This is a genomic window from Lentzea sp. NPDC058436 (genome assembly GCF_042721515.1).
Taxonomy (GTDB): Bacteria; Actinomycetota; Actinomycetes; order Mycobacteriales; family Pseudonocardiaceae; genus Lentzea.
In genome coordinates this window covers 128013-150355 of record NZ_JBHXLF010000007.1, presented here as the reverse complement: position 1 = coordinate 150355, position 22343 = coordinate 128013, and the positions used below count along the sequence as shown (strand labels likewise).

23 protein-coding genes and 1 tRNA gene are annotated in these 22343 nt (G+C 69.0%); 3 read left to right on the top strand and 21 right to left on the bottom strand.

The window, feature by feature from the left end; genetic code table 11:
- Positions 1–16 precede the first annotated feature (16 nt).
- The 16 genes from ACFWN2_RS25835 to cmk form a co-directional block, all read right to left on the bottom strand.
- On the bottom strand, positions 17–2032 hold the full coding sequence (locus tag ACFWN2_RS25835) for a hypothetical protein (protein ID WP_382431483.1): 2016 nt from the start codon (positions 2030–2032) through the stop codon (positions 17–19).
- 115 nt (positions 2033–2147) lie between these two features.
- Positions 2148–3197 (bottom strand): ImmA/IrrE family metallo-endopeptidase, encoded by a 1050-nt coding sequence (locus ACFWN2_RS25830; protein ID WP_382431481.1) that lies wholly within the window; start codon positions 3195–3197, stop codon positions 2148–2150.
- A 2-nt stretch (positions 3198–3199) separates the two neighbouring features.
- The gene (locus tag ACFWN2_RS25825) at positions 3200–4159 is read right to left on the bottom strand and encodes a hypothetical protein (RefSeq protein WP_382431479.1); all 960 of its coding nucleotides are present in this window, start codon (positions 4157–4159) and stop codon (positions 3200–3202) included.
- A gap of 76 nt (positions 4160–4235) precedes the next feature.
- Positions 4236–5159 (bottom strand): hypothetical protein, encoded by a 924-nt coding sequence (locus ACFWN2_RS25820; protein ID WP_382431477.1) that lies wholly within the window; start codon positions 5157–5159, stop codon positions 4236–4238.
- Complete coding sequence (locus tag ACFWN2_RS25815; protein WP_382431475.1) at positions 5156–5530, bottom strand: hypothetical protein; 375 nt, start codon at positions 5528–5530, stop codon at positions 5156–5158. Before ACFWN2_RS25815 ends, ACFWN2_RS25820 begins: the two co-directional genes overlap by 4 nt.
- Before the next feature lie 91 nt (positions 5531–5621).
- Complete coding sequence (locus ACFWN2_RS25810; protein ID WP_382431473.1) at positions 5622–5756, bottom strand: hypothetical protein; 135 nt, start codon at positions 5754–5756, stop codon at positions 5622–5624.
- 207 nt (positions 5757–5963) lie between these two features.
- Positions 5964–6548 (bottom strand): hypothetical protein, encoded by a 585-nt coding sequence (locus tag ACFWN2_RS25805; RefSeq protein ID WP_382431471.1) that lies wholly within the window; start codon positions 6546–6548, stop codon positions 5964–5966.
- A complete protein-coding gene (locus tag ACFWN2_RS25800) occupies positions 6545–7645 on the bottom strand; it encodes a hypothetical protein (RefSeq protein WP_382431469.1) in 1101 nt (366 codons plus the stop codon). Before ACFWN2_RS25800 ends, ACFWN2_RS25805 begins: the two co-directional genes overlap by 4 nt.
- A gap of 104 nt (positions 7646–7749) precedes the next feature.
- Positions 7750–9981: a sensor histidine kinase gene (locus ACFWN2_RS25795; RefSeq protein WP_382431467.1), complete on the bottom strand. Its 2232-nt coding sequence runs from the start codon at positions 9979–9981 to the stop codon at positions 7750–7752.
- A complete protein-coding gene (locus ACFWN2_RS25790) occupies positions 9968–10627 on the bottom strand; it encodes a response regulator (protein WP_382431465.1) in 660 nt (219 codons plus the stop codon). The genes ACFWN2_RS25795 and ACFWN2_RS25790 overlap by 14 nt, the downstream gene beginning before the upstream one ends.
- 788 nt (positions 10628–11415) lie before the next feature.
- A tRNA-Pro gene (locus ACFWN2_RS25785) sits at positions 11416–11489 on the bottom strand.
- 173 nt (positions 11490–11662) lie between these two features.
- Complete coding sequence (locus ACFWN2_RS25780) at positions 11663–12775, bottom strand: sensor histidine kinase (RefSeq protein ID WP_382431463.1); 1113 nt, start codon at positions 12773–12775, stop codon at positions 11663–11665.
- Complete coding sequence (locus ACFWN2_RS25775; protein WP_382431461.1) at positions 12772–13404, bottom strand: response regulator; 633 nt, start codon at positions 13402–13404, stop codon at positions 12772–12774. The genes ACFWN2_RS25780 and ACFWN2_RS25775 overlap by 4 nt, the downstream gene beginning before the upstream one ends.
- 75 nt (positions 13405–13479) lie before the next feature.
- Positions 13480–14901 (bottom strand): ribosome biogenesis GTPase Der, encoded by a 1422-nt coding sequence (der, locus tag ACFWN2_RS25770; RefSeq protein ID WP_382431459.1) that lies wholly within the window; start codon positions 14899–14901, stop codon positions 13480–13482.
- A complete protein-coding gene (locus ACFWN2_RS25765) occupies positions 14898–15530 on the bottom strand; it encodes a lysophospholipid acyltransferase family protein (protein ID WP_382431457.1) in 633 nt (210 codons plus the stop codon). Before ACFWN2_RS25765 ends, der begins: the two co-directional genes overlap by 4 nt.
- Positions 15527–16213: a (d)CMP kinase gene (cmk, locus tag ACFWN2_RS25760; RefSeq protein WP_382431782.1), complete on the bottom strand. Its 687-nt coding sequence runs from the start codon at positions 16211–16213 to the stop codon at positions 15527–15529. Before cmk ends, ACFWN2_RS25765 begins: the two co-directional genes overlap by 4 nt.
- A 137-nt stretch (positions 16214–16350) precedes the next feature.
- Between cmk and ACFWN2_RS25755 the strand changes: the two genes are divergently transcribed.
- The 3 genes from ACFWN2_RS25755 to ACFWN2_RS25745 all read left to right on the top strand — a co-directional run bounded on the left by ACFWN2_RS25755 (position 16351) and on the right by ACFWN2_RS25745 (position 18746).
- Positions 16351–17229, top strand: coding sequence for a hypothetical protein (locus ACFWN2_RS25755; RefSeq protein ID WP_382431455.1), 879 nt, complete (start codon positions 16351–16353; stop codon positions 17227–17229).
- Positions 17230–17315: 86 nt separating this feature from the next.
- Positions 17316–17756 (top strand): pyridoxamine 5'-phosphate oxidase family protein, encoded by a 441-nt coding sequence (locus ACFWN2_RS25750; protein ID WP_382431453.1) that lies wholly within the window; start codon positions 17316–17318, stop codon positions 17754–17756.
- A gap of 69 nt (positions 17757–17825) precedes the next feature.
- Positions 17826–18746 (top strand): homocysteine S-methyltransferase family protein, encoded by a 921-nt coding sequence (locus ACFWN2_RS25745; RefSeq protein ID WP_382431451.1) that lies wholly within the window; start codon positions 17826–17828, stop codon positions 18744–18746.
- Here the strand turns inward: ACFWN2_RS25745 and aroH are convergent.
- From aroH to ACFWN2_RS25720, 5 genes are all read right to left on the bottom strand, one after another.
- Positions 18736–19098, bottom strand: coding sequence for a chorismate mutase (gene aroH, locus ACFWN2_RS25740; protein ID WP_382431449.1), 363 nt, complete (start codon positions 19096–19098; stop codon positions 18736–18738). The genes ACFWN2_RS25745 and aroH overlap by 11 nt on opposite strands.
- Positions 19099–19129: 31 nt before the next feature.
- On the bottom strand, positions 19130–19459 hold the full coding sequence (locus ACFWN2_RS25735; RefSeq protein WP_382431447.1) for an STAS domain-containing protein: 330 nt from the start codon (positions 19457–19459) through the stop codon (positions 19130–19132).
- Positions 19460–19469: 10 nt separating this feature from the next.
- Positions 19470–20210, bottom strand: coding sequence for an ATP-binding protein (locus ACFWN2_RS25730; protein WP_382431445.1), 741 nt, complete (start codon positions 20208–20210; stop codon positions 19470–19472).
- Complete coding sequence (locus ACFWN2_RS25725; protein ID WP_382431443.1) at positions 20207–21151, bottom strand: hypothetical protein; 945 nt, start codon at positions 21149–21151, stop codon at positions 20207–20209. The genes ACFWN2_RS25730 and ACFWN2_RS25725 overlap by 4 nt, the downstream gene beginning before the upstream one ends.
- A 63-nt stretch (positions 21152–21214) precedes the next feature.
- The gene (locus tag ACFWN2_RS25720; protein ID WP_382431441.1) at positions 21215–22330 is read right to left on the bottom strand and encodes a DUF1015 family protein; all 1116 of its coding nucleotides are present in this window, start codon (positions 22328–22330) and stop codon (positions 21215–21217) included.
- Positions 22331–22343: the final 13 nt, after the last annotated feature.

The window sequence follows — 22343 nt, the reverse complement described above, 5'->3', positions numbered from 1 at the left end:
GCTCAATCACCTTCGGTCAGCCGTGTGCCCTTGCCGGTTCTGGTGCAAGGCGGAGACTCACGACCGGTTGCCGGGTTTCATCAAGCGCGATGCCCACCACGAGACCAGTCGGCATGATGATCCCGTTTCCGGCCTGACGGGCACGCCGTCGCGCCTTGCGCGAGTCTCCGGGCGTCGACACGCATTTCAAGGATCTTCGCACTGATGTCCACTGGTCCGGGGTGACCGCCAAAGCCGCTGCCGTCACAGAAGCCCACTCAGGATCGTTCTTCTTCGAGATCGCCTGGAGCGCGGCGAGCACGGCGGCAGGCAACGCACTGGCCGGCCGTGGGGGTATTGGCAGAGGTGGTTCCTCTGGAAAGGCACGTGCAGCTCCGGCCGCGATGGTCACCGCGGTGTAGTACCGGTTGAGGTCGTCCGACTGATGACCGATCGTCGGAAAGCTGGGAAACATCCTTGCTGGTGAGGAAGACGCGCTGAGATCGATTCGCTTCGCGCACCACAAGCCGAGGACGTCCGCCTCGGTGCACGCGGAGATGCCAGGCGACGCGGCCAGCCGCGCACGCATCTCGGCGTATGCGAAGAACTCCTCAGGACTCGGCAGAACGTCAGCCACCATGAGCAGGTCGGCCAATCCCACCATCCATGACACGGGGCGCTCGGTGTGCTGATCTTCGCCTTGTGTACCAGGAAGGTTGGCCGCCAATGGATCCAGGCGTTCCAGGGTCACCACGATCGGCACGACCACGGGGATGGTCGTGAGTTCGAGGGGTTTCTTCTTGACCCTCAGGCGCGGTTGTGCGCCGGTGAGGTGGGCAACCGTGCGGGCGTTCTGGGCCTGGGCCTTCTCGATGAACTCGGCGATCTTCTTGCGAACCCGGTCCGGCGCGCCACGGCGGCCGGCCTCGGTCAGACGGCCGGACTTCGCCTCCACAACGATGGCAGCGCCAGGCACCGTGACGAGTACATCGATGTCTGGCTGTTGGCCGTTCGCGGGATAGGTGGGGTTGGCCCACACACGGTCTGCTCCAAAGATCCTTGCCAGCACGTCGTAGGACATCACTTCGCACAGGCGTTCACGGCTGCGGTTCACCAACTTGAGCAGCTCGTCGTGCGGGGCGCAGACGATGTCGAGCCAGTCGAGAACGCTGTGGAGGAAGTCCGCCGGGCGTGGCCAGAGGTACCGACCGTCGGGAGTGATCATGACCGGTCGGCGGCGCAGGGAGTTGTCGGACGTCATGCGCAGGAGTTCGCGCTGCCCTCCGATGCGCGTTCCCAACTGCTCGAGAGCGGCACTGACTTCCGCTTCGGACAGCCCTGTGTCCGTCGCCAGCAGTGCGGGCAGCTCTGCCGTCGCGGGAAACGCCGCGGCGCTGACGAAGTCCCCGAGTTGCTGCATCCCGCGCGTCCTCAGCAAATCGTCCAGGTGCCGCTCCACCCGCGTGACGTGCGCATCGGCCAGCCGAACCACGTCAGCCAGGGAGAATCCGAGCACGGCGCGACTGGCCTCGGCCAGCGGTAGGAGCAAATCCGCGAGAAGAGCACGCAGGTGGGGCTCGTAGCCCTCCATTCGATTGAACCCGCGTTCCAGCAAGAACTGACCTCGGACGAAGCCGACCTCCGTTCGGTCCGGACCTTCGGCGGCCGCCGCCATCATCTCGGTGATGTCAGCGCTCGCGAACCTGCGCAACACCTCGTCCATCTCACGCACCAGCCCGTAGTCCTCCCACGGCTGGTTCCGAGGCGCGGTCAACGCGACAAGCTCCTCGCGGGGAAGCGCGGCGATCAGGCCTCCGAAGAACTCGACGGCGGCGTCGCTGCCGAAGATGGCATCGCCTCGATGTTCGTTACGCCGCAGGGCATCCAGAACCTGTAGTTGTCCGTAGAGGCGGATCGGATCGGACCGCCGGATGCCACTGATCAGCTCGGCGCGCAACGGTGCGAGCGACTCGCGGGCAGCCGATGCCCAGTGGTCGAAGTACGGCCTCAACTCCGCGAGCATTCCCAGGTCCGGATCCGGCAGGCGAAGCACTCCGTCAACGCCACGCCGGACCCCGAGTGCCTCCACCGGAACCGGAAGCGCGCTCAGGTACTGCGTTGTCCTGGGCGCCTTGGCAGAACGATTACGCGACACCACCGAATTCCATTCATTCCACACATTCTCTGCACTTGTCGCCGACGAACGAATGTCCCGGCTTCTCGGTGAAACACCCCGGGCAGAGCCTGGCTTGCGGCGCTGCGGCAGCCACGCACGAGCACCGACGACAGGTAGGACACTCGTGCTCACCGCAACCACGACACGCTGCGCCACTCGGGCGGAAGTCCGCACCGCAGTGTTCACACCACGACGTCTGGTGCCCGGCCGGCGACGGAGCCAGCACGGAGAGCCCGCCCCACGGAGGATGGTCGGTCACGAACACGCCAAAGGCATATCCGTTGCTCACCAGGATGTCGCAATGCAGAGCCTCGGTCCGAGCGCCCGAGGGGAACAGCAGTTGCTCCTCCCCTCGAGCGCGGCCGCGAACGAAGCTCGCGGCGATGAGAGTGCCGTCTTGCGGTGTGTCCCGCCGAATGGGCAAGGCGCCATTGGCCCGTGCGGTGAAGCGGGCCACCGCCCGGTTGTTCATGTCCTCGTCAGGTTCGACCGAAGCGATCATGACATAGCCCGGCGTCCGCAACCGCTGCGCCATCGCGACCGCGACCGCTTCCCGGCTGGCCTCGGACGTGATGAACAAACGCCGCACGGCAGAGGCCGTGACTCCGCCACCGTCAAGTGCACGCTCGACCGCGTCTTCGCCGAGGAGAAGCAGTGCGGCGAACGCGTTGCAGATGTCCTCTTCGAGATCCTCGCGCTCATCGTCGGCCCAGAGCGCGTCCGCGAGCACTTCGTCGTGGTCGATGAGGAAGTGGGCGAACTCGTGGCCCAGGCTGAAGAGTTCGCGTCCGGGACTGGCGGTCTCGTTGAGCATGATTCGCGGCGGCTTCGTGTCTCGCAGGTAGGCGGCGGCGATCGAACAGGACGAGGCGCCGGCTTGAACGTTGTCGTGCTGCAGACGCACGTCCGAGCGGACGACGATTGTCCCGTACAGATCCGAACGCAGGGCGTCCGTCAAGCCTGGTTCCAGGTTTTCCCTGCACTGCAACAGTTCGACGGCGAGCTGCTGAACGTGGGCGGAGGAGTGTTTGCTCTTCGGCAAGGTCAGTCTCCCCGACCGAGTTTGTCCAGAATTTCTGTCCAGAAAGCAACGTCATCTCGTTCAACGTCCTGGCGACGTGCGGCGTACAACGATGGAACCAGCTGTGCGGCGCTCGTTAGGTCGATGTCACGGTCAGCGGCGAGCTTTCGGACGACCTTGAACCGCTCTGGATCGTTGAGCGCCTGCTTCAGGCTCTCCGGCAGCGGCTCTGCCGAACGAACCAGGTCGAGTGCCTCGATTCCGTCGAGCTCGGCGGCAAGCCGATCCGCTTGGGCCAATGTGAGCCGACCGTGCCCGCCGGCGATCGCGCGAGCATCCGCAAGATCCACGTCCAGCAACCGCACCAGCCGTGACGGTGACAGATTCGCCTTGCGCAACAGATCAGGCAGCGATACGCGCTCGTCCGAGTCTGCCTCGTCCTCAAGCTCCGCCATGGCGATTCGAGCGAGCTGGAACGACAACTGGTTGTACAGCTCGCGCCTTGCCTCCACACCATCAGCGGCGAGTCCGCCCGTACTTCGTCCAGTCGAGATGATCTGCCCGATCACGCTCGCACGCCACAACGCCAGGCAGTCGTCCATCGCTGGAGGGCCGACTTCGCCGACACACGCTTGAAGCGTGAACAGCGGCACAGGTGTTGCCAGTCCGACGAACACAGCAACGGACACCGGAAGCGGACTCTCCTCCACGGCCAGCACCGCGGTGAACGGATCCGCGTGATCGACGTCAACGGTGATCGGAGCGAACATCGCAAAGCCTTCGTCGATCTCCAGCAAGGCGCCCACAACCGACTCACCGTCCCAGACAGCTCGCCACACCTGCCCTGTTTCGACCTTGGGCAGCGAACGCTTCAACGCACGCCCCAGCTCCCGCAACGCCGCCACTGCCTCTGCGGACGGCTGAAGCCGACTCTGGAAAGCTTCGAAGCTACTGCGGCTCGCGGAGTCGTCAGCACGCATCATGCCTCCCGGTTGTCCACATCTTCTCCATCGAGATCGCTGTTCAACGAGCACGCATTGCTAGGACGGCGAACCCGGCTCAACTGTCCACGCGACTGCGGCGCGCGGATTCCACGCGCTCGGTGAGCGCTCTCAGCACCGCGACGCCTTCGTCCCCAGGCGGAAGCACCACTGCCAGCAGGGACTTGAGCTTCGCCTGGGCGAGAGCCACCGCGGAGTGACGGAGGCCGATGTGCGGAGCCGCCTTGCGGGAACTCTCGTCGAGGAACGGCAGCACGTCCTTGTCCCGCTCGGTCAGCTGCGCCATCACAGCCTCGACCTGGTCCGCGATCTCGATCCGCGCGAAGTCCGAAGCCGCAGGCGGGTCGAGTCCGTCCAGCGGAACCGTGACGGGCAGGACGTCCAGGTCGAAACGGCGAGCGACCACGCGGGCGATCATCGCGAAGGTGATGCTGCCCTCGGCGGCTACCAGCACGGCGCGCACGAGCGCGACCATGTCCGCGCGATCAGCCAGCGGGCCTTCCCGCTTCGCGTCCGGCTTCCACCTGCGGCGCGTGACGTCGACCTTCATCGCGGCACGGACGAGCATGACCTCGTCGCCACCGAAGGGGTCGCTCGGGCCGTCGGCCAGCCGCACTCGCTCGCCCTCCACAAGCAGACCGGGCTCGTCGGCGACAACGTCCTTGATCCGGCGGACCTGCGTGCCGACCACCGTGGCTCGAGCGACGTCGCGCAGGTAGTTCAACACCGTGGTCTGCAGCAGGCGCACGAAGGACTCGTCGTCATAGGCCTGCGCGGCAATCTGCACCAAGCGTTCCGTACTGCGCGTTCCCGTTAGGAAGTCGTGCGCGGCAGTGACGGCCGCCTCCCGGTTCCACGTGCGGAAACCCGCAGGCGGGGGATGGTTGTGTGTGCGCCCGGTCTGCTCGAACGTCTCGTACAACAGCCGCGCCCCCGCGTTGTCGAGGGCGCCGGTGGTCAGAAGTGTGTTGAGGGTGCTCACGCCATCCCCACCATCTGCAGGACCTGACCGAGGTATGGTTCGGGTAGCTGACCTTGGTATCGGACGTACTGCGGCATCGCAAAGAACCGAACGTCGATGCGGCGTTGGTACAGCTTCGCGAACGCTCCGTCCCTGTCGAGAGCGAGCCCCGGATCGGCCGGGTGCTTCACGTGCCTCCCCTGCATCTCGTCCATGCTGGTCCTCGTCACCACCAACGCGTCGGGGAGTACGTCGTTCGGGACGCGGACCACGACGACGGGCCGGGTCGGCTTCTTGTTGCCCCCGTAGACGGTCGTGTCGACCCAGAACATGTCGCCGACGCGCGGCACCCCGCTCGGGTGCGAGTTGGCCGCAGGCAGTACGACCGCCACGGACTTGTCCCCTCTCTGGTGGACCGACTTTAGCTCGACCTGTCCGATATCTTGAGGAAGGCGGGCCGCCCGATGCGGCCCGCCTTCGGTCCTACTTGCCCTTGCGGGGCGTCTGCGCGAGCGCCGACCCCGCGGCCGTCTTCGACGCCTTCCCAGTCCGCCCGTCGCGCAGGACCTTGGAGGCCGCCTGCGCCGCCGCCTTGCCGGTCTGCTTGCCCTTAGCCATCTCTCACCTCCTCTCGGCCCGCGCGCCCTTGCGCGCTCGCCAAGGCAAGACGGCGAACCGCACGCGTGTGTCCACGACGGCACGATGGCCGCTCACGGCGGTGACGTCTCTCAAGTCGACGCGCACTGCACCACGTCGGTTGAGCACATTTCCGGACCCTTTGGCAAGTTCACCCGTTCGTGGCGACTCCTACTTCCCCACGTCAGGTCAGGCCTGCTGCTTCAACCAGGCGTCGAGCGCCTCCGACTCGTCGAGCAACACGAGGCCCGGCGTGTTCGACGCGAGACTTCTGGCCAGATCGGTCGGTTCGGTCAGGCTGATCACCACGAGCTCCGGGATGCCGTCGCGCTTGGCTTCAGCGCGCAGCCTGGCCACTGTTGCCGAGTCGAGGGCGAACGGGGTCCGTTTGATCGCGACCGCGACCCGGCGAAATCCGTTCTCCAGCACGAGGTCGAAGGTCGCGCGTTCGGGTCGGACGGCCTGCCACGAACCATCGCCGTCGAGCCGGCTCAGCAGGTGATTGCGGACGCGGGTGACGTCGTCGGGGTGGGCGGAGCTGGACGCGCCGTTCAACGCCTCGGCGACGCTGTCGGAGATCTGGCGCCTGACCCGGCTCGTCAGCGCGCGTTCCGCCCAAACCAGCGGAGCCACCAGCAGGAATGCCGCACCGAGCTCAAGCGCGACCGACTGGGCGTACCCGTCGGCGAACCCTCCCGCCACGACGGCGGCCCCGCCCGCGATGGACACCACCATCGCGAAGCGGGTGCCGTTCCGGCGTTGCCGGGTTGTCATGCGGACAGAGCCTGCGGTCCGGCCAGCACGATTGCACCCACCGGGCCCTTGAAGTTCTGCTCGATCCGGACGTCGACCTGCTGACCGGTTCTGAACCGGGCCTGCGCGTCCGCGCCGAGGTGGATGAACAGGCTCTGGCCGAAGCCGCGGGAATCGCTCAGCTGGTGGAAGCCGAACGACGCGCAGACCCGGTCCACCGTCACCGTGAGCTCCGAGCCGAAAAGCAGCACGCACACGGCTCTCGCGTGCTTGCCGTCGCCGTGCGCCGCTTCCTCGAGGAAGAACACGGTGGTGCCGGTGGAGGGCTTCGAGTTCTGCCCCAGTACGTGCGAGCAGTGCAGGAAGTAGGTGGTGCCGTCCGCGGCGGTGATGAAGCCATGGTCCTCGACCCATCGGGTCACCGTTCCCCGCAACCACTCCCGGCGTTGCGGCGTGCCCTGGACCTGCTGGACCGGTGGTGCGGGCTGGTCCACGATCTTGGTGACCTCGCGGGCCCGCACGCTGAACGGCTGGGCTGCCCACAGGATCTCGCGGTACTTGATCCGCTCGGGGAAGTCGGCGGCCGGCAGCTCCTCGACCTGCGCCAGGTACTGGCCACCCTCCCGGTTGATCACGTTGCCGTAGTTGGAGAACACCCGCATCATGTTCGACGCGTCGACCGTGCCGGTGTCCACGAAGATCGCTCCGGCGTTCGCCGCCGTGGACAGTCGCGCCGACCTATCGACGACGGTGCCGATGTAGTCGGCGTAGACGCCGTTGCTGAACTCGACGACCTTGCCAGCGGCGATGCCGATGGCGCAGTTGCACCTATAGGTGTTGTCGCGCTGGGCTTCCGCGATTCGTTCCTGCACCTGGATCGCGGCGTTGATCGCCTCCGCGCCGAGGTCCAGTGAGAACGTCGCGACGATGCCGTCGTTGAGGTACTTGCAGATCGTGCCGCCCTGCCCGGTGACCGCGTCACCGACCTGGTCGTAGAACCAGCCCATGGTCGGCAGCCAGTGCGCGTCGCTGAGCTTCTTCATTGCCGCGGCGTCGGTCAGCGTCACGTGCATGACGAGCTTACCGACGTGCTGAGGGCTGGTGAAGGTTTCCCGCAAGGAATCCATTGTGTCCACTCCCCTGGTGAGTCCCTGTGCCCGGTCCCGGTGGGCCGGTGACACCAGAGTCGCTCAGCGGGGACGTTCGGCGCTGTCCGCGAAAGTCAGGACACTTTTGCGGGAACCACAGCCAGCTCCACGTTCATCGCCTCGTCGTCGTACTCCTTCAGATCGGCCACCGGCAACGCGGTTCTCAACGCTGCCACCCGTGCCGCGTCATTGGGCTGGCACAGCAGGTTGACCGTGACGACGTCGTCCGCCGAGGACAGGGTTAGGGTCAGCTCCTTCGGAAGAGGCGTGGTCGACAACGCGGCGGCAAGGATCGTGCGCACGGCCTGCGGCGGGTCGATCGTGTCCGTGTCGGCCTGCACGACCACAACGCACCCGTCCGCCCTGGCGTCCATCATGCGGTGCCGGAGATCCGGGTCGAGCACCCCGGGGATGTGCAGCTCGTCGCGTGCCATCCACTCCAGTCTGCGGGCGCGCGTGCGAGTCGACTGGGCGGTGATCGACGCGTCGTCACCCGTTGCGAGCCGCCGCAGGAACGGCAGGATCTCCGCACCGATGTCGGCGATCCTGCTGGCGTGCAGGGAAGTTCGGGCTTCCCGTGCCGCCGCGGCTGTGGCGATCGCGGTGCGCTCGGCCCCCGACTTGAGCACGATTCCGCCCAGCCGCGCGATGGTGTTAGCGATCACCATCCCCATCGCGAGCGCGAGGACGGGCGCGGTGATCGCCGGCGCCGCGTCGGTGAACGCCTCGGTGACGAACCTGCCGCGCAGGACCAGCGTGATCAGCACGACCTCTTCCACGAGCAAGGTCAGCACCGCCAACGGCCAGCGCCACAACGTGGCCAGCACGACCAGCATCGGTCCCGGTGCGCCGACCGGCCACGACACGAACGACGTGAGGCTGTCCGGCGGGATGACCAGCACACCGGCCACCGCGCCGCCCGCCGTCCACACGGCCGCGAGCACACCGGCCCAGAGCGGAGGCGGCCTGCGGGCCTCCAGGATCAGCCACACGGTCGCCGCTCCCATCAGCGCGTACCAGGCGGCGAGCCACGTCATGCCGGACGCGGCATCGAGGTTGCGCACCACGGGCAGAGCCATGCTGAACAGGTAGGGGAGGCAGACCGCCGCAAGCGGCTGCCGGAGATCGTCCACGGCCGACCGCATGCCCTTCATCCGGGAGAACCCTGGTCGCGGCTGATCAGCGGAGGAGCGCTGCCACCGCAGTTCCGCCGTGGTGCCCTGCCCAGGCCGTGAGCTGATCTCGGCAGTGCCGCCGATCTCGGCGAGCCGCCCGGCAACAGACCGGCGGAGCCCGAGCGAGGTCGCGCGTACCGCGCCAGCTTCGAACCCCACGCCGTCGTCGCGAATTAGCAGCGTGAACCCGGTGTCGTCACCCGACAACGTGATCCAGACGGTGGAGGCGTGGGCATGCTTGCCGACGTTGCGCAGCAGTTCGGCCGCCGCGTCGGTCACTTCCTGGACGACGTGGGCAGGCGCGAACACCGCGGTGCTCAACTCGCGGATCATCAGCACACCACCAGGTTCAGGCAGGTGATCGAGACGTGCGCGCAGATCCTCCTGCGCGGTCGACGGTGGCGCGGGCGCCGCTTCGGCTCGGCTGATCGCCGCCGCACAGGCGCTGCGAACCTCAGCCGGGGCGAAACCTGGGGTGGCAGCCGCGCGCAACGCGGACGCCACGTCGTCGTGGAGGGTGCGCTGAAACTGCTTGTGCGCCGCCCGTTTCGCCTCGTCCTCCGCCGCCCGGACCTCTGCCTCGTGCACTGCTCGCCGGGCGGCGTCCGCCCTGATCGCCGTCTGCCTAAGCACCTTGCTCACTGCCCCCGCGGCGAGTGGTGCGGCCAGCAACGGCCACGTTCCCAGCAGGGCTCCCCCGAGCCCGTCCACCCGCATCGCGGTCAGGACGTACACAACGACAAGACCCGTGCAGATGCTAACGGCGGGCTTGGTGCGATGGAAGCCAGCGGCCAGGATGCCAGCCACGACCATAGCGTTGCTCCTGGTGGCCATCGGCAACACCTGCTCGGCGGGCAACAGGTAAGTGAACGCACTGATCACGGATAGGACTGCCGCGGCGACGCTGTCGGCAGGCCCGAGCCGGACGTGCCATGCCCGCGTGGCCGTAACCGCCAGAAGTGCGACGAACGCTGCCGAGGTCACCAGCACCAACGCCGGCAACCGTTCGTGCGTCGGCAGGATCGTGCCCAGATGCGATCCCACGAGGATCACGGCGAGCGCGGCGAACGACCGCTGCATGCCCCGTTCGACGCTGTACCCGTAGGTGTCGGCCGATTCAGGATTCGTCATCGCGGTGCCGGTACGGGAGCTCGATGTGCCCATCTTCGAGCGCGAACGCGATGATCTCCCCTGGGCTCGGTGGTACGGGCACGTCCAGCGCCTCCCGATAGCGCTCGCGAGCCCGGTTGAGGTAGGTCGGCAGGGTGTTCTCGCTGATCCCCAGTTCCTTCGCGACCAGCCTCCGCGGCAGGCCTTTCGCGATGAGCGATAACACGTCCCGTTCCTGCTGGGAGAACCGGATGAGCGCCCGGCGGTCCTCCATGATCGCGTGAGCCAGCCGGCTCGAACACGAGCTCTGCCCCTCCGCCGCGGCACGGATCGCCTCGACCACCCGGTCCTCGGGATCGCCCTTCAGCACCAGGCCCACGGCACCCGCCTTCAACGCCTGGTGGACGTAGCCGGGACGCGAGTCCGACGTGTAGACGACCACCTGGGCGCCTGCTTCGCGCAGCCGCCGGACGTTGTTCTCGACCGGCTCGTCATCGGGGAGCAGCAGGTCCAGCAGGACGACCTCAGGCACGGGCTGGACCTCCAGCAACGCCGATACCGAGGGACACACAGCCGCCAGCCGCACGTCCGGCGCGTGGTCGGCCAGATAGGCGCCCAACCCTCGCAGCAGCATCGGATGATCGTCGATCGCTCCGGTCGTGATCACGTTCGCCGCCCCTCACTCGCTCAACGTCTAGGACGTCGGCGCTGCCAGCGGGAACGTGAGCGGCTTCGGCGAACTACACCCGTTTGGACGACAACGCACCAGCAGACACCGCGAAACTGTCAGTGGTTCATGAGACGCTGCTACACCGTGAAAGAGGCTGACCTGCACGTCAGGAACGAGTAGGCCTACACGACGTACAAGCCCTACGACACCGCGCCTTTGGTCGCTCGCGTTCGTGTGGTGTCCGTCGACGGGCGCGGCAAGGTGACCGTGCTGGTGGTGGACGCCGGTGCGAAGCCTCCCAAGAACGGTTGGACAGCAAGTCCGGTCAACCGCGCTGAGCAACGGCAGGTCGCCACTCGCGACATCGTGTGCCCTTGGGAGAAGTGGTCCGAGCGCTTAGCCGACCACGGTTGCCCTGAAGTTCTAAGCGGCCGACCTTGCCGACCTGCCGGGCACTCTCCCGGTGAGGCGGCGCAACCGCGCCGGTCCCGATGATCATCAGCGCGATGACATAGGTCACCCGGCACTCGACTCTCCCCCGACATGTTGCGGCGGCCAGGCACGCCCTTAACTCCTGCCACATGGCCAGTAAAGTGGTCCCCGGTTCCTTACTTGGACGAAGACGCCTCGTCCCGCAAGCCGAGCACGCGCGAAAGACAACGAAATACAGGCGCAACTACCGGAGTAAAGGGGTCGTTGATCGGCGTGCTCGATCCGGCAAACCTCGGCAAGATCACAAAAAGAGGGCCTCCGCAGTGTCTGACCTGCGAAAGCCCTCTTGGCCGTCGGGACGACAGGATTTGAACCTGCGACCCCTTGACCCCCAGTCAAGTGCGCTACCAAACTGCGCCACGTCCCGGCCACACTTCCGGTTTCCCGGCGTGCATGAGAAATCCTACAACACCGCGCACAGAGATCAAAAACGACCCCCGATACAGCCCCCTAGCTGCGAAAATACGGCGGGGACCCGAAGTTCGGGTCCCCGCGTCCCTCGGTCCGACCGATCCCCCGATCCTCGACCGACGCCCTGAACTATGCGGTGGCGGCGGCTGCGGCGCCACCTCCGAAAGTCGAGTCTTGACCGTCATCCTTCGGCTTACCGGGCGGTAGGACCGCGCTGACGCTGAAGCCTCCGTCTGCCCTGTACGAGGTGGTGAGGGTGCCGCCTGCCAGGCGGACTCGTTCGGAGAGGCCGTGCAGGCCCGCTCCTCCGCCGTCGGCGAGAGACGGCAGGTCGCCTGGGCCGTTCACCACTGTCACCCGTACTGGTGAGGATCTGTCCACTGTCACCGTCACGGCTGCGCCTGGAGCGTGTTTCGTCACGTTGGTGAGGGCTTCTTGCACCACTCGGAAGAGTGCTCTTGAGACGGCTGGGGACAACGGGGCGTCGCCTGTTTCCGACAGGGTTGCGGCGACGCCGGCCACTCGGGCTCGGTCTACCAGTTCCTGCAGGGACGGGTAGGCGGTGTCGGAGTTGAGGAGGGCCAGGGCTGTTCGCATCTCGGCGAGCGATTCCTTTGCCAGGGCGCGGAGTCTCAGTGCTGTTTCCCGGACTGTGTCGTCTGGGGCGGTGGCGGCCAGGGCCGCTGACTCGACTGCGATGAGGGTGGCGTGGTGGCCCACCGCGTCGTGGATCTCGCGGGCTATCCGGGCTCGTTCCGCTGCTCTGGCCGAGGTTTCGCGGGCTTCCAGTTCGGCGGCTCGTGCTCTGCGGGTTTCGTAGAGCGAGCGGGTCAGTTCCTTGCGGGTGGTGACCAGTGCGCCCAGGGCCGTGGGGGCGGCTGCCAGGCCGAACGCGAAGGCGAACGCCAGGAGCAGGGTGCCCCAGGGGATGGTCTCGGTGAGCAGGACGGGGGCTATCGCGGCTGTGGTGAGCAGGAGGACCCAGAAGAGTTGGAACGGGAGGGACTTCTCCTTGCGGCCCAGGCGGAACTGGGCGACCAGGGCCGGCGCCCAGCCCAGGCCGCCTGCTACCGCGGGGACGCAGAGGAGTGAGGCCAGCCACGGCCAGCGGAGGCGCACGGAGAGCAGCAGGCACGCGGCTATGGCGGTCCACAGGGACCAGGGGTACGGGCGGTCCTGGGTCAGGAGAAGGATGCCGGTGGTCAGACCTACGGTGAGGACTTCGCGCAGGACGGTCTTCACCAGGCACCTACCTGGTGGGCGACGAGAGCCGCCTGCACCCGGTTCTCGACGCCCAGTTTCGTGAGGACGGTGGAGACGTAGCTCTTCACCGTCGCTTCGGACAGGCAGAGTTCCTCGGCGATCGAGTGGTTCGAACGGCCCGCCGCCACCAGTTCGAGTACCTGGCGTTCGCGGGCTGAGAGGGAGTCCAGCTGCCGGTTGGCTCGGAAGCCTCGCAGGCGTGGGAGCAGGCGGGCGGTGATGCGCGGGTCCAGGACGGCGCCGCCTGCCGCCAGGTCCATCACCGCGCGGACGAGGGCTTCTGGTTCCGCGTCCTTCAGCAGGAAGCCCTGGGCGCCCAGGTCCAGGGCTGTCGCCACGTAGTCGTCGAGGTCGAACGTGGTGAGCACGGCTATCGCCGGTGGGGTGGCCCACGTCCTGAGGCGGCGGACCGCTTCCAGGCCGTCCACGCCCGGCATCTGGACGTCCACCAGCACCACGTCCGGGAGGTGGGCCAGGACGACCTCGATCAGTTCGGCGCCGTCGGCCGCCTCGCCGACCACCTCCACCCTGCCGTCGGCTTCGAGGAGGACTTTCAGGCCCCGCCGCAGCAGGGCCTCGTCGTCGGCTAGCACCACGCGTACGGCCACCGACCCAACCAACCGCACCCCATGACAAAGGGCAACCAGCTGGCTGGGTCGTCACCCGTAGAAACTACGAAGGGACTACTTCTTGCCGGCGCCGGACTTCTTCTTCTCGCGCACGCGCACGGAGATGCGGACCGGGCTGCCCTCGAAGCCGAACTCCTCGCGCAGGCGGCGTTCGATGAAGCGTCGGTACGACGCCTCCAGGAAGCCCGTCGTGAACAGCACGAACGTCGGCGGGCGGGTCGAGGCCTGCGTCGCGAACAGGACCTTCGGCTGCTTGCCGCCGCGCACGGGCGGCGGGGTCGCGGCGATCAGCTCGGTCAGCCACTGGTTCAGGCGGCCGGTCGGGACTCGGGTGTCCCACGAGTTCAGCGCGGTGCGCAGGGCCGGGGCGAGCTTGTGCACGGCGCGGCCGGTCAGGGCCGAGATGTTGACCTTGTCCGCCCACGGCACGCGCACGAGGCCGCGTTCGAGCTCGCGGACCATCTCGGTGCGGCGGTCCTCGTCGACGAGGTCCCACTTGTTGAACGCCAGCACGCACGCGCGGCCCGACTCGACGACCATCGTCAGCACGCGCAGGTCCTGCTCCGCCAACGGCTCGTGGGCGTCGAGCAGCACGACGGCGACCTCGGCGGTCTCGATCGCGGACTTGGTGCGCAGCGACGCGTAGTACTCGGCACCGCCGGAGAACTTGACCCGCTTGCGCAGGCCGGCGGTGTCGACGAAACGCCAGATCTCGCCGTCGAGCTCCACCAGCGAGTCGACCGGGTCGACGGTGGTGCCCGCGACCGAGTCGACGACCGAGCGGTCCTCGCCCGTCAGGCGGTTGAGCAGCGACGACTTGCCGACGTTCGGCTTGCCGACCAGCGCCACGCGACGGGGACCGCCACCGCGGCCGCCGAAGTCGTCGCGCGGGGTCTCGGGCAGCCGGTCGAGGATCACGTCGAGCAGGTCACCGGAGCCGCGGCCGTGCAGGCCAGAGACCGGGAACGGCTCGCCGAGGCCCAGCGACCACAGCGACGCGATGTCGGCCATCAGCCTGTCGTCGTCGACCTTGGACGCGCAGAGGATCACGGGCTTCTTGGAGCGGCGCAGGACCTTCGCGACGGCCTCCTCGGTCGACGTCGCGCCGACCGAACCGTCCACGACCAGCAGGATCACGTCCGCGGTCGCCATCGCGAGCTCCGCCTGCGCGGCCACGGAGGCCTGCAGCCCGACCGCGTCCGGCTCCCAGCCGCCCGTGTCGACCACGGTGAACTTGCGGCCGTTCCACAGCGCGTCGTACGCCACTCGGTCACGCGTCACGCCGGGCACGTCCTGCACCACGGCCTCACGGCGGCCGATGATGCGGTTGACCAGCGTGGACTTGCCGACGTTCGGCCGTCCGACCACCGCGAGCACCGGCTGTGGCGGCGCCGCTTCCTCGCCGTCACCGCCGTCGAGGTCGTCGAAGGCTGACCAGTCGGCCTCGTCCTCCCAGGTGCCGTCCAGGTCCGTCATCGTCTTCCCTCACTCACACGAAGTCCATCGAGTTCGGCGACCAGAGTCGCCAGGCGATCGCGCACCTGCTCGGTGGCAACGCCGAGGGCCGCTCGCCCCTTCCCTTCCGGGAGGTGGAACGGCTCACCGATCAGCACGTCGACCTCGGGCCGCCAGCCCTTGGCCTGATAAGTCCCGCGGCAGGCGATCGGCAGCACCATCGCGCCGGACGTCTTGGCCAGCCACGCGGCGCCGTTCTGCGCGCTCGCCACGTCGCCCTCACCGCGCGTTCCCTCGGGGAAGATCCCGATCACGCCACCGGCTTTGAGCACGGACAACGCGCTGGTCAGCGCAGTGCGGTCGGCCTCTCCCCGCTTGACGGGGATCTGACCGATCTTGCGGAGGAGGTAGCCGACGACGCCCTTGAACATCTCCTGCTTGATCAGGAACGTCACGCGCCGGGGCAACTTCCCGAACAGGATCGGCCCGTCGGCCATCGAGCTGTGGTTGGCGACGACGACCACGCCGCCGCTCAAGGGTACGCGGTCGCGCCCGTGCACCCGAATCCGGAACTGCCAGGAGTAGGGCACCCGCCCGATCCAGCGTCCGAGGTCGAACAGCCAGGGCAGTGTCCCCTCGGGAACGCTCACCCGGTCACCCGCAGCCCACGGCGTTCCACGAGCTCCAGCAACGCGGTGATGGTGCCCGCGAGGTCGAGGTCGGTGTTGTCGAGCTCCACCGCGTCGTCCGCGGCCTTCATCGGCGACACCGCGCGCGACGAGTCGTACTTGTCGCGGCGCTGCACGTCGGCGAGCGCGGCGTCCACAGTGGACGTACGTCCGGCGGCGCTGTCCTGCTTGGTCCTGCGCGCGGCCCGCGCCTCGGCCGACGCCGTCAGGTAGACCTTCAACGGGGCGTCGGGCGTCACGACGGTGCCGATGTCGCGCCCCTCGACGACGATCCCGCCCACGTGGTCCACGGCGTCGGCGATGATCGCGCGCTGCTGGGCCACGAGGAGCTCGCGCACGTGCCCGGTCGCGGACACGGGCGACACGGCCAGCGAGACCTCGGGCCCGCGGATGTCGGACGCCACGTCGTCGCCGTCGAGCGTGATGCCCGGCTGGCGGGGGTCGGTGCCGACGACGAGCACCGCGTTCTCCGCGACCGCCACGACCTTGTCCTGGTCGGCGGGGTCGACGCCGGCGCGCAGCACGGCCAGCGCGATCGCCCGGTACATCGAGCCGGTGTCGAGGTAACGCGCGTCCAGCGCCATCGCGAGGCGCTTGGCCACGGTGGACTTGCCGGTGCCGGCCGGTCCGTCGAGAGCGACCACACCGCGCAACTGACCCTGGCCCACAGCAGCTCCCTCCGAGACACCCACGGTCCACATTGTGCCTGGTGCGGACGCTCACACCGGCACCGGGACGGTCCAGGGCGGGGACGGTGCCGATCATCCGGAATCATGTCGCGGTGAACTTGGGCAGGTGGTGGCTCGTCATCGGCGCGTTCGCGGCGACGGTGACCGGCCTCGTGGTGTGGGCGTCGGGCTCGGACGACGTGGTGGACGAGGGCAACGGGCTCTGGAGCATCACGGGACTGGCGCTGGCCGTGGCCGGGCTGATCGCGACCGTCGTGCTGGGCCTGCGCGCGGCCTCCAGGACGCGCTCGGCACGTGACTCCGAGCAGGCGCTGGAAGACCTCGCGCGTCTCGTCACCGAGCGGTGGGAACGCGAGGCGGACCCCCTCGACGTGAGGTGGGCGTCCACGCTGCGGCCGGTCGCCCCCGACCCGGCGGACGTCGTCGGCGGCGCCGTGGCGGGCCGGCCGATCAGGCTGAAGCTGCGCGGCGAGGTGGGTGACCTGGCCGACGCCCTGCGCGCACTGCCCGGCCACCAGCTCGTGGTCCTGGGCGAACCGGGCTCCGGCAAGACGAGCGCCGCGACGGCGCTGACACTGGCGTTGCTCGGCCGGCGCGAGCCCGGTGACCTGGTGCCGGTGCTGTTCCCGCTCGCCTCGTGGGATCCCGGCAGGCAGGACCTCGACGCCTGGATGGCGCGGCGGATGGCGGTGGACCACCCGGTGTTCCGCGCTCGCGGCGTGCACGGACCGGACGTCGCGCGGCACCTGGTCGAGCGCGGGCTGGTCCTGCCCGTGCTCGACGGACTGGACGAGGTCGCGCTGAGGGTCGACGCCGTGCGCGGCATCGTCCGCGCGGTCGGCCGGCACAGGCCGATGGTGCTCACCTGCCGCGCGGACGACTACGAGGAGATCATCCGGGAGACCGGTGCTCCTGTCGGGCGGGCCGCGGTGGTCGAACTGAAGCCGATCGCCGGCGCCCTGAGCCGGTAGGCGGTATCGATCGGTGGAATCAGCGAAAGACGAGTCCCCTCCCGGCCGATCTGGTGAGCGCATCACCGGAATTCATGGAGGACTCAGTGACCACCACTGAACAGCGCGGCGCCGTCGAGGAGCTGCTGCACCGCACGCTGGCCGCGCACAAGTCGATGTTCCTCGCCACGGCGGGCTCGGACGGCTCGTGGGTGAGCGGTGTCTACTTCGCCGAGGACGGGCCGCACACGCTGGTGCTCGTGCTGGAGGAGCGCGGCCGGACGCTCAAGGCGATCAAGGAGAACCCCGAGGTGGCGCTGGTCGTGTCGACCGGGTCGCCGATGGAGCCGTTCCTGCAGGCGCGCGGTACGGCCGCGGTGGTCGAGGGCGCCGAGGACGAGGCCGTGCGTCAGCACCTCGTCGCGAAGGTGCCCGAGGCGGGGCCGTTCCTGGCCACGCCGATCCGCACGGTCAAGGTGTCGGTGCCGTCGTGGCGCGTCACGGACATCCCCAACGGGTGGCTGCCCGGCAAGGACTTCAGCGCCTGAGGTCACCGCGACGCCTCGCGCGCCCGCGCGAGGCGTCGCACACTGGTGCCTCCGACCTGGAGGCACCCGATGACGCAGCTGCCCCAGCTCCACGCCGGTCTCTTCCTCACCGACGGCGGCGCCGAGACCACCCTGATCTTCGACGACGGCATCGACCTGCCCGACTTCGCCGCCTTCCCGCTGCTCGACGACGCGGACGGCAGGGCGGCGCTCACCCGGTACTTCGAGCGGTACGCGGGCATCGCGGAACGCGACGGCACCGGCATCGTGCTGGAGACGGCCACCTGGCGCGCCAGCCCCGACTGGGCCGCGCGGCTGGGCTACGACGGCAAGCGCCTCGACCGGGCGAACCGGGCCGCCGTCGACCTGCTGCTGGACGTGCGCCGAAGATTCGCCACGACCGTGGTCGTCAGCGGGTGCGTCGGGCCTCGCGGCGACGCGTACCGGCCGGAGACGATCATGAGCAGGGACGAGGCGCGGGACTACCACTCCACGCAGATCAGGACGCTCGCCGACACCGAGGCCGACCTGGTCACCGCCATGACGCTGACGAACGTCCCGGAGGCCACCGGCATCGTCGACGCCGCTCGCGAGGCGAACGCGCGGGTCGTCATCTCGTTCACCGTCGAGACCGACGGCAGGCTGCCGTCCGGGCAGGCGCTCGGCGACGCGATCGCGGAGGTCGACCGCGACACGAACGGCTACCCGGCCTACTACATGGTCAACTGCGCGCACCCCACCCACATCGCGCCGGCGCTCGACCCCGGCGCGGAGTGGACGCAGCGGCTCAGGGGCATCAGGGCCAACGCGTCGAAGCTCAGCCACGCCGAACTGGACGAGGCCGAGACCCTGGACCGCGGCGACCCCGAGGAGTTCGCGGACGACTACCGCAAGCTGCGGCAGAGCTTTCCCCAACTGACCGTTCTGGGCGGCTGCTGCGGCACGGACCACCGGCACGTGGACGCGATCAGCCGCGCCTTCAGTGGTTGAGGTCGGTCCGCAACGCCGCCGCGCCGCGCAGGTAGACGTGCTTGACCGACGACCGCGGCAGGTCCGTCTCGACGTGCGCCAGCAACCTGATCACGCGCGGCATGGCACCGGGCACCGCGATCTCGGTGGCGGACAGCAGCGGCACGTCCTGCAGACCGGCCAGGCGCGCGGCGTACGCGGGGAACTCGGACACGAGGTCAGGGGTGGCCGTGAGCACCACGCTGATCAGGTCGTCCGACGTCAACGCGTTGCACGACAACACCTCCCGCACCAGCTCGGCCGTCGCCTCCAGCAGCAGGTCCCGCGAGTCCGCGTCGATCTGCGTGGCACCCCTGATCGCTCGCACCGCCATGTTCCCGACCCTACAGCGTCCTCAGTGGACATCACCCGACGTCTTGGTCCACAACGATGTTCGGGAACTTCATGGTGAGCCCCAGCAGGTTCACGACGTAGGCGGCCCACCCGCCGCCGAGCAGCACGAGCCGCCGGTCGCCCAGCCGGCCGGCGGTCTCGATCAGCACGTGCAGGCCGCTGGAGCCGATGAACGTCAGACCGGTGAAGTCGACCACGACGTCACCCAGGCCGTCGCCGGACGAGCACGCGAGCGCGAGCTCGGAGCGCAGCAGGTCGCTGGTGTTCATGTCGACCTCGCCCGTCAGCGTCACCACCGCGCCGTGGCGGCGTACCTCCAACTGGCCTGGGTGGGGTGTCATCGTCGGTGCCTCACGGGTCGGGAGACAGGAGGTCGCGCACCGCCGCGAGCACGCGCAGCGGGTGTGCGGGTTTCGCCAGGTAGGCGTCGGCGACGTGGGCGGCGGGCTCGATCGCCGAGACAGCCACCACCGGTACGCCGGAGGTTCGCGCCGCCACCGCGAACCTCGTCCCCTCCCCATGAGACGTCAGCAGGTCGACCACCGCCAGAGCCGGTCGACTCTGAATGGCCTCCTGGGCGGCCGCGACGGTCGTCACGAGCGACACCTCGTAGCCCTCGGTGTGCAGGAACACGGCCAGTGCCTGCCCGGAGAGCCGGTCGCCGTCCACCAGCAGCACCTTCGAGCGCGGTGCGGGCAGGTCCGGGACGCCCGCCCGCGACCAGACCCGCACGAGCGCCCGCACGACCGTGCCGGGCCAGGTCGGTCTGCCCGGACGCACCTGGACCTCGTCGGCGACGCCGAACAGCAGCGGCAGCCCCAGCGCCCGGACGGCCCCGGTGCCGTGGCCGAACACGCCGTCGTCCTCGATGGTGAGCAGCACGGCGTGGTCGCGCGGTTCCCACGTCACCCCCACGACGGACGCCCCCGCGCGCCGCACCGCGTTGTCCGCCGCCTCCGACACCGCCAGCAGCACGTCCCGCGCGTCGTCGCCACGCAGCCCGGACTCGCCTGCGAGCTCCCGCACGAAGTCCCGGATCTCCGGCAGCGACCCCGGTACCGCCGGGAACCACCGGGTCCGCTCGCTCATCATGCGGCGTGCGACCCCGCCATCAGCAACGGCGTGATCAGCTCTCGCAGCGTGGTCGCGCGGCGCCGGTCCGCTTCCGCGTGCAGCGGTTCGAGCTTCTTGCGCGTGCGGGCGGACATCACGTCGCCCGCCTGCGCGACGGCCAGGATCCCCGCGGCCGCCGCCTCGTCCGCGTCACCCTGCAGGAGGTGGTTGAGCGACAACGAGATCAGCGCGAACGTCCGGCTGCGCGCCATGTCGTCGCGGTAGCCGTTGACCGCCCGGAGCAACGCCGTGATGGCAGGTCTCGCGTAACTCGCGTCGACCGTGCGCGCGAGAGAGGTGTAGACGGCACCGGTGATGCCCGCGAGGTCGTGCTCGTCGAAGAACGCGGCCCACGGCGGCGCACGGTCCACGTCCGCTCGTGCGAACTCGTCGTGCGCACGCCCCAGCAACGCCAGCGCGGACACCCGCTCCCCCATCTCGGCGTAGCACCACGCCTGGTTCGCCGCCAGGATCGCGTTCGTGTGGTGGCTCCGCGCGACGATCCCCGCGAGCCGGAACATGCCGAGCGCCTCGGCGGGCCCACCGTGGTGCAGGTGGACCCGCCCCATCCGGTACCGGATGTTCGCCACCAGGTCCTCGTCCTGGGCGAAGTCCAGGGCGAGGAGGAAGTGGCGGTGCGCGGAGCCCCCGAGCCCGGCGTCGAAGGCGGTCCACCCCGCGAGGGCGTGCAGTTCCGCGATGGCGCACCGGAAGTCGCGGCGCACGGCGGCACTGGCCGAGTGCGCGAAAGCCTTGTCACACCACGACAACAGTGCCTGCACCTGCGTCCGGCACGACCCGCCGCCGTAGCGGTAGTCGACCGAGCGCAACGCGGACGTCATCACCCTCAGATGCCTGACGTGCAGCAGTCCGATCCGGGAATGGGGCGGCGGCAGCGAAGGTGAGGCGTCGTAGTGCATCGCTCGATTTTCAACACGTGTTCGACGAGCGACCAGGGCCGAACGAACCCGCCGGACAGGGCCCTACGGTGACAGGTCGGCCAGCAGAAGTCCGCTGCGCGGCTTAGGGGTGAAGTAGGTGCTCTTGCGCGGCATCTTGGTGCCCTCCAGCACCTCCCGCAGCGGCACGGGCGCGATGAGCAGCACCGCCTCGGCCTCGACCGACGGGTCCACGACCGGCCGCACGCACGGGCTCTCCGGATCCAGCCCGAGGGCGGTGTCCAGCAGCAACGACTCCACGACGGCGTGGTCGATCCCTTGCCCCGCAGGCAGTTCGACCCGCAGCACCTCGCCGGGGCACCGCACCACGACGACACCCGGTTCCGGATCGACGACGTACGGCAACGACGACACCGCCAGCCCGACCCGTTCCCACGCCGTCACCAGATCGGACGCGGTGAGCCCGCTGCCGACGATCGCGCGGTGGATCGGCCCGACCCGCAGCCCCGGCCCGGACGTGACGAGCGCCAGCAACCCGGCGAGCCCCGCCTCCCGTGCCGCCGCGACCCGGTGGTTGCCGTCCGCGACGAGCAACGGGTGCGCGCCGGCGGCGTCGAGGAACGCGTCCTGCCTCTCCCCCGGCCCGACCAGCCACACCCAGTGCCGCCGCCCGCCCGAGTCCACAAGTGACACGGCGGGCTCCTCGGTCATGCCGAGCACGAGGTCCGTCAGCGCGTCGTGCGGCGTGATCGGGACGAGCATGGCGGCGCTCGTGGCGATGCCCAGCGACGCCAGCACCCGGCCGCGTTCGGCGACCACGTCGGGGTAGACGTCCTCGGTGTCCGCGATCCCGTCCGGGTCGACCAGGCACAGCACGCCGCACGCCGTCCCGTCCGGTCCGTCCACCCGGTACGGCGCCACCACGTCGCTGACCTCGACGTATGCACGCCTGATCAGCGCGGCGAGCTCGGCACGGGCGTGCGGGAGGGCGTCGAGCAGCCCGGTGCCCGCGGCCAGCGCCGCGGGGGTGCGGTGGGGGTGCTGCACGGCCAGCAACGTGCCGTGCGGGGCTCTCGCGAGCGCCCCGATCACCTGGCCGGGTTCGGCGAACTCGTCGACGTCGGGTCCGGGCACGCGATCGCGTACCACCCAGCCGCGACGCACGGGGCGTACTCGAAGCGTCCTCGAAGTTTGGGACATCCACGTATCATGA